8 protein-coding genes are annotated in these 7062 nt (G+C 41.3%); 1 reads left to right on the top strand and 7 read right to left on the bottom strand.

Features of this window, described 5'->3' with window-relative positions:
* Positions 1-6: 6 nt before the first annotated feature.
* Complete coding sequence (locus FJ709_RS19540) at positions 7-1137, bottom strand: S-(hydroxymethyl)glutathione dehydrogenase/class III alcohol dehydrogenase (RefSeq protein WP_226412246.1); 1131 nt, start codon at positions 1135-1137, stop codon at positions 7-9.
* A gap of 141 nt (positions 1138-1278) precedes the next feature.
* On the opposite strand from FJ709_RS19540, the gene FJ709_RS19545 reads away from it, so the two are divergent.
* Positions 1279-2148, top strand: coding sequence for a LysR substrate-binding domain-containing protein (locus FJ709_RS19545; protein ID WP_226412247.1), 870 nt, complete (start codon positions 1279-1281; stop codon positions 2146-2148).
* Between the two features lie 17 nt (positions 2149-2165).
* On the opposite strand, the gene FJ709_RS19550 is transcribed toward FJ709_RS19545, so the two are convergent.
* The 6 genes from FJ709_RS19550 to rpmH form a co-directional block, all read right to left on the bottom strand.
* Complete coding sequence (locus FJ709_RS19550) at positions 2166-2777, bottom strand: 3'-5' exonuclease (RefSeq protein ID WP_226416067.1); 612 nt, start codon at positions 2775-2777, stop codon at positions 2166-2168.
* A gap of 20 nt (positions 2778-2797) precedes the next feature.
* Positions 2798-4159, bottom strand: a complete 1362-nt coding sequence (gene mnmE, locus FJ709_RS19555) for a tRNA uridine-5-carboxymethylaminomethyl(34) synthesis GTPase MnmE (protein ID WP_226412249.1) — start codon at positions 4157-4159, stop codon at positions 2798-2800.
* Positions 4160-4252: 93 nt separating this feature from the next.
* Positions 4253-5881 carry a membrane protein insertase YidC gene (gene yidC, locus FJ709_RS19560; protein ID WP_226412251.1) on the bottom strand — a complete coding sequence of 543 codons (1629 nt, stop codon included), beginning with the start codon at positions 5879-5881 and terminating at the stop codon, positions 4253-4255.
* 3 nt (positions 5882-5884) lie between these two features.
* Positions 5885-6139, bottom strand: coding sequence for a membrane protein insertion efficiency factor YidD (gene yidD, locus FJ709_RS19565; RefSeq protein WP_226412253.1), 255 nt, complete (start codon positions 6137-6139; stop codon positions 5885-5887).
* A complete protein-coding gene (rnpA, locus tag FJ709_RS19570; RefSeq protein WP_226412255.1) occupies positions 6106-6462 on the bottom strand; it encodes a ribonuclease P protein component in 357 nt (118 codons plus the stop codon). Before rnpA ends, yidD begins: the two co-directional genes overlap by 34 nt.
* Before the next feature lie 15 nt (positions 6463-6477).
* On the bottom strand, positions 6478-6615 hold the full coding sequence (gene rpmH / locus FJ709_RS19575; protein ID WP_006083827.1) for a 50S ribosomal protein L34: 138 nt from the start codon (positions 6613-6615) through the stop codon (positions 6478-6480).
* Positions 6616-7062 lie beyond the last annotated feature (447 nt).

The following is a 7062-nucleotide window of genomic DNA, read 5'->3' on the forward strand; positions in this document are numbered from 1 at the left end:
TTAAAATCACTTATTAAAGTGAATTACACTGCGAATACTTTCACCTTTATGCATAAGGTCAAATGCATCATTAATGCCTTCAAGCCCCATTGTGTGGGTAATGAACTGGTCTAGTTTAAATTCGCCTGCGAGATATTGCTCAACAATTCCGGGTAATTCACTGCGTCCTTTTACACCACCAAATGCACTACCACGCCATACTCGGCCAGTAACTAATTGGAATGGACGGGTTGATATTTCTTGGCCTGCGCCTGCTACGCCAATCACGACAGACTCACCCCAACCTTTATGACAACATTCTAATGCGCTGCGCATTACGTTGACGTTACCAATACATTCGAATGAGAAATCAACGCCGCCGTCAGTCATTTCAACAATCACATCTTGAATGGGTTTATCAAAGTTTTTAGGATTAATGCAGTCAGTTGCACCCAGCTTTTTAGCTAACTCGAACTTAGATTCGTTTAAGTCTATGCCAATAATTCTGCTTGCACCGGCCATGGTTGCGCCAATAATTGCCGATAAACCAATACCACCTAGACCAAAAATAGCAACCGTATCACCTTTTTGTACTTTCGCTGTTTTAAGTACAGCACCTATCCCTGTAGTGACACCACAACCGAGTAAACATACTTCTTCAAGTGGTGCTATAGGGTTTACTTTGGCTAAAGATATTTCCGGTAATACTGTGTATTCAGAAAATGTCGAACAGCCCATATAATGAAAAATAGGTTCACCGTCTTTAAAGAAACGTGTAGTGCCGTCAGGCATTAGACCTTTACCTTGAGTTGCACGAACGGCGCTACATAAATTGGTTTTACCTGAAGTACAAAATTTACACTTGCCACACTCAGCGGTATACAGTGGAATAACGTGATCACCCACTTTAACACTGGTAACGCCTTCACCTACCATGTGAACTACGCCGCCACCTTCATGTCCTAAAATAGCCGGGAATACCCCTTCAGGATCATCCCCTGATAATGTGAAAGCATCTGTATGACAAACACCTGATGCCACAATGCGGACCATCACTTCACCCGCTTTTGGGTACATTACGTCTACTTCTTCCACTTTTAATGGCTGACCTGGTCCCCAAGCAACGGCGGCTTTAGATTTTATAAATTGTGCTGACATGTGGTTATTCCTGTTTAAGGTTTCTTTAGCTAGATTAACAAAAAAGCGCTCTACACAGTGTAGATGATTAAACTATTGTAATTGTTTTCTATAAGATGATAATTAGCTTATATTGCAAATCACTTTTACGAGGATGTAATAATGTTACCATGGGATGGAGTGGTCGAGTTTGTCGCTGTTGCTCAAACAGAAAGCTTTACTCAAGCCGCCAGCCGTTTAGGTATTTCCACCGCACAGGTGAGTCGCCAAGTGAGCCAACTTGAGAATAGGCTCGCAATAAAATTATTCTATCGCACTACACGTAAAGTATCTCTTACTGAAGAAGGCGCGATATATTTTCGCCATTGTCGTCAAGTGTTGGATGGGCTAGAAGAGGCTGAACGGGCTATTTCTAGTTTGCAGCATTCTCCACAAGGGCTCATTAGAATGACAGCACCAGTCACTTATGGTGAACGGTTTGTTATGCCTATTGTGGTAGATTTTATGGCGCAATATCCACAAGTTGAAGTTATTTGCGAATTAACCAATAAACAGCTGGATTTGGTAGATGGCAGTTACGATTTGGCTATTCGATTAGGGCGTTTGGCTGATTCGAGCTTAATTGCTAAACGGCTCAGTAGCCGTCGCCAATATGTTTGTGCTTCGCCTGCTTATCTTAAGCAATACGGTGTGCCTGAAAATTTAACCGATTTAAATCAACATGATTGTTTAATTGGCACTAATAGCCATTGGCACTTTGATGAGCAGGGTAAAGAGAAAGTCATTAAAGTGCAGGGACGTTTGCAATGTAGCAGTGGCATGACGTTATTAGATGCGGCTATAAGGGGCATGGGAGTTGTGCAATTACCCGGTTATTACGTTAATGAGGCAATAGCACAGGGCCAACTGACGGTGTTACTGGCTCAGTACCAACAGGCAAAAGAAGGTATTTGGGCTTTGTATCCGCAAAATAGGCATTTATCTGCCAAAGTGCGTTTATTAGTCGATATGTTGGCTGAAAAATTACCTTAATTAAGGGTCTTAATCCTTTATAAATGGGTTAAATATCGATTAATTTGAGCTCTGGGCATTCGAGTGATCTTATTGACGGTATCAAAAGCTAAATCAATACCTGGCGATTTATCACTAAGTAATGTTAATTGATGCAACCATAGATGTGCTGTCATTGTGGCATCTGCTAATGCTCGATGGAATAATCCATCGGTTGGCAGTTGATGATATTCCACTAAAGTTGCTAGTTTATGGTTCGGTGCCTGTTGGCTTATGCGACGTGATAATAACAATGAGCACGCAAATTGTCCTGAATAGTGTCGCTTACATAAGGCAAATTCAGCATCTAGAAATTTTTTATCAAAACTGGCATTGTGAGCAACCAAATTAAAGTCACCAATAAAGTCTGCAAATTTATCCATAACTGCCTGACAACTTGGTGCATCACGTAACATAGCATTAGTGATCCCAGTATATTGTTCAATAAAGGCATTCACTCTTCTGCCTGGGTTGATTAAAGACTGGAAGGTATCAATAATGACACCGTCAACAATCTTTACCGCGCCTATTTCTATCGCCCTGTCACCGTTATCAGGTGATAAGCCGGTGGTTTCAAAATCGAGTACGATGACATTATTAGCTAACAGCATATTCACTTATTACCTATACACTACTTACCAATACAGAATGAACCAAATATCTTGCCTAGCAAGTCATCGGAGGTAAATTTACCGGTTATTTCAGATAATGCCATTTGGCACATACGTAACTCTTCTGCGAGTAATTCACCGGCTAAATACACTTCAAGTTGCTCTTTACCCAGCATTAAGTGGCTTGCTGCTAAATCTAAGGCTTCTAAATGACGTCGACGGGCAATAAAGCCACCTTCTAAATTGCTTTGATAACCCATTAACGATTTAAGATGCTGTTTAAGATCTTCAATACCTAAGCCTGTTTTGGCTGAGATACGGTAAACACTATGACCTTCAAGGGCGGTGTTATCCAAGGTTTCACCACTTAAATCAGCTTTATTACGAATAACGGTAATACCTAATCTTGGTGGTAAGCGGTCAATAAAGTCTGGCCAAATATCATGTGGATTAATGGCATCGGTTGTGGTGCCATCGACCATAAATAACACTCTGTCAGCGGTGGCTATTTCAGCCCAGGCACGTTCAATACCTATTTGCTCAACGGTATCTGTGGTATCACGTAAACCCGCAGTATCGATGATATGCAGTGGCATGCCATCAAGGTGAATATGCTCACGTAATACATCACGGGTAGTGCCAGCAATTTCGGTGACAATGGCGGACTCTTTTCCTGCTAAGGCATTGAGTAAACTTGATTTACCGGCATTAGGGCGGCCTGCAATAACCACTTTCATGCCTTCGCGAATAATGGACCCTTGCTTAGCACTGGCTTTTACAGTGTCTAGTTTATCGATGATTTTATATAACGCGCTAGCAATTTTGCCATCGGATAAAAAGTCGACTTCTTCGTCGGGAAAATCAATCGCGGCTTCTACATATAAACGTAAGTTGGTGACTTGTTCAACTAACTGATGAACCTCCTTAGAAAACTCACCTTGAAGTGATTGCAGTGCACTTTTAGCGGCCTGTTCACTGGTGGCATCAATTAGGTCAGCAATGGCTTCTGCCTGGGTTAAATCAAGCTTGTCGTTCAAAAATGCCTGTTCACTAAACTCACCCGGCTTGGCAATACGAATACCTTCAATTTCCATAACACGCTTTATGAGCATGTCTAATACTATTTGGCCGCCATGCCCTTGTAGCTCTAATACATCTTCACCGGTAAATGAGTTAGGCCCTTTAAAAAACAAAGCAATACCTTGGTCAATAACCAGACCATCATGACTATTAAAATCACAATATTCGGCATAACGGGTTTTAGGAATATGACCAATAATAGCTGTGGCCACTTTGCTGGCTAAGTCACCTGATACGCGAATAATGCCTACACCACCACGACCGGGTGCGGTAGCTTGTGCCACAATAGTATCTGTTGTCACGGTTATTTCCTGCTAAATTATTAATGGAAAAGGCGGCCAATTAAGCCGCCTTTTTATTATCAAACTATATGTAGTTTACTGCAGAGCTTGGGCTTATTTTAAGCCTTTTTTATCAAGTCCGGCATAAATAATTTTTTGTTGGGTAATGGCCACTAAGTTACCCACTAACCAGTAAAGTACTAAACCTGCTGGGAACCATAGGAAGAACACAGTAAAGATAACTGGCATCCACTGCATCATCTTAACTTGCATAGGGTCCATAGTCGGTGCCATTGGTTGCATCTTTTGCATTAACCACATAGACACACCCATTAACAACGGGAGTACATAGTAAGGATCTTGTACCGATAAATCGTTAATCCATAGCATGAATGGCGCATGACGCAATTCATAGCTTTCGAGTAATACCCAGTAAAGTGCAATGAAGATAGGCATTTGCAGAAGGATAGGTAAACAGCCACCAAGTGGATTTACTTTTTCTTTCTTATACAGTTCCATCATAGCTTGACCCATCTTTTGACGGTCATCACCAAAGCGCTCTTTCATGTCCGCTAGTTTAGGCTGCAGGTTACGCATTCTAGCCATAGAGGTGTACTGTGCTTTGGTGAGTGGATATAACAAACCACGTACAGTTAGGGTAATTAAAATAATCGCCATACCCCAGTTACCCACAAATGATTGATAGAACATCAATAACCAGTGAATTGGAATGGCTAACCACCAAAGGAAACCGTAATCGACCACTAAGTTCAGTGACTCAGAAATGGCAGATAATGCTTCTTGATCTTTAGGACCCACATAGAATTGCGATGAAATCGTTTGCTCAGCACCCGGTGCAATATCATATATCGCGCCACGGAAACCTATATTAGCCAAACCACCCGCGCTGACGCTTGAAAAAATGGTGTTTTGATCATTAGCTGGTGGCACCCAAGCAGAAACAAAGTAGTGTTGAAGCATTGCAGCCCAACCACCTAATGTTTTCTTGTCTAGGTTTTTGTCAGCCATGTCATCGAAGCTGTATTTCTCATAACGAGTGTCTGCCGTTGAGAATGCCGCACCGCGATAAGTTGGCATCATCATGCTGCTTTCGCTTTCTTTGATGCTGTGCTTAATTTGGCCATACATTTGAACTTGCAGTTGTTCTGCTGAAGTGTTGTTTATGCGGTAATCAACGTCAATACTAAATTTACCACGGTGAAGTACAAAGACTTTCGTGTAAGTAACGCCGTTGTCAGCAACAAAAGTTAATGGCACTTCTAAACTATCTTGGCCATCAGCTAAAGTATATTGCTGTGACTGGCTAGTATAGTGCGCGCGACCTTTTGCACTGCTATCTATACCATTACGGCCAATTAAGCCGCTTTGGGCGATATAGTAAATATCTTTTGTTTGCTCAAGCAGTACAAAAGATTCTTCTTTATCGATTTCAAGTCTGTGTCCAACTAATGCCGAATAAACAATATCGCCACCTACTGGATCAATTTTTAATACTAATTGGTCTGTAGTAATAGTGATCAGTTCTTTAGATGCGCTAACCACTTCCGGTAGGGAAGTATCTGCATCTGGAACATCTGACGTTTGAGAATGATTTGCCGTCGATGCTACAACTGATGATTCAGTCGCGACGGGTTGTGGTGTTTTGTCTGTTTGCCATTGTTGCCACATTAAAAAGCTGACAAACAGCAGACCGATTAGCAATATATTGCGTTGAGATTCCATAGCCTATTTATTACACCTGTCATTTTTGGGTGGGACGGGATCACTTCCGCCGGGATGTAAAGGGTGACATTTTAATATGCGTTTGATTGCAAACCAACTACCTTTTGCCGTTCCATGTGTTTTTATTGCTTCAATAGCATAATGTGAACATGTTGGATTGAATCGACAACGCGGTCCAATCATAGGGCTGATAAGAAGTTGATAGCCACGAATTAACGTGGTTGCTAGCCATTGTAACGGCGACTGAGTTTGCGCCATAGCTTTTCTATTAATTTATGTAGTTCTGCATTTTCCATTTCCATCACGCCATTTCTGACCAATACTACGATATCTATGTTGGGGATGTCGTGTTGATGTAAACGAAAACTATCTCTTATCACACGTTTAATACGATTACGTTGATTAGCACGTTTAACAAAACGTTTTGCAACAGTTAATCCTAAACGGGGATGTTGCTCTAGGTTTGGAACTGCGAGCAGGGTTATTTCAGCAGAAGATGCTTTGATTGGATTGGAGAATACAGATTTAAATTGCGCGGGAGTTAACAAACGTAACTCCCGCGTAAAGGTATAGCTAGTCACCTAGTTATCTACTTATTAAGCAGACAAACGAGCGCGACCTTTCGCACGACGACGTGCAAGCACCTTACGGCCGCCTACAGTGGCCATACGAGCGCGAAAGCCGTGAGAACGCTTGCGCTTCAGGTTGCTAGGTTGAAAAGTACGTTTACTCATGATGGCAATCCGTCTTTGTTAGTGAATTTGCCTTATCTCCAACATTAGAGGTAAGGGTAAAAAAGAGGCCGAATTGTAATCACTTTAACTCTCAGCGTCAACAGCCAAAATGGTTATATGATAAATTTCTGCCAATTAACCTTCGTTACGATTCGTTAAATACCACAATATTGTGTGGATAACTCTGTGTACCAACACAATATATAGTGGTTTTAAAACTATCTTACTAGATCGAAGAATGCGCATTATAGATCATTCTGGATCGGTTAATAAAGCGGGATTTGCATCATTTTTACAGAAAATAGATCGACTTTGATCTTTAATGATCGAAGATATCCACATACAATGATCGCCTTGGGGATAAATATTAGATTAACGATAGCGATCATCCTGATCTCACTATAGAATAGATCTCCTTTTGTTAACCTATTTTTGGGGAAGAAATAA

It is taken from the genome of Shewanella glacialimarina (genome assembly GCF_020511155.1).
Classification (GTDB): Bacteria; Pseudomonadota; Gammaproteobacteria; order Enterobacterales; family Shewanellaceae; genus Shewanella; species Shewanella glacialimarina.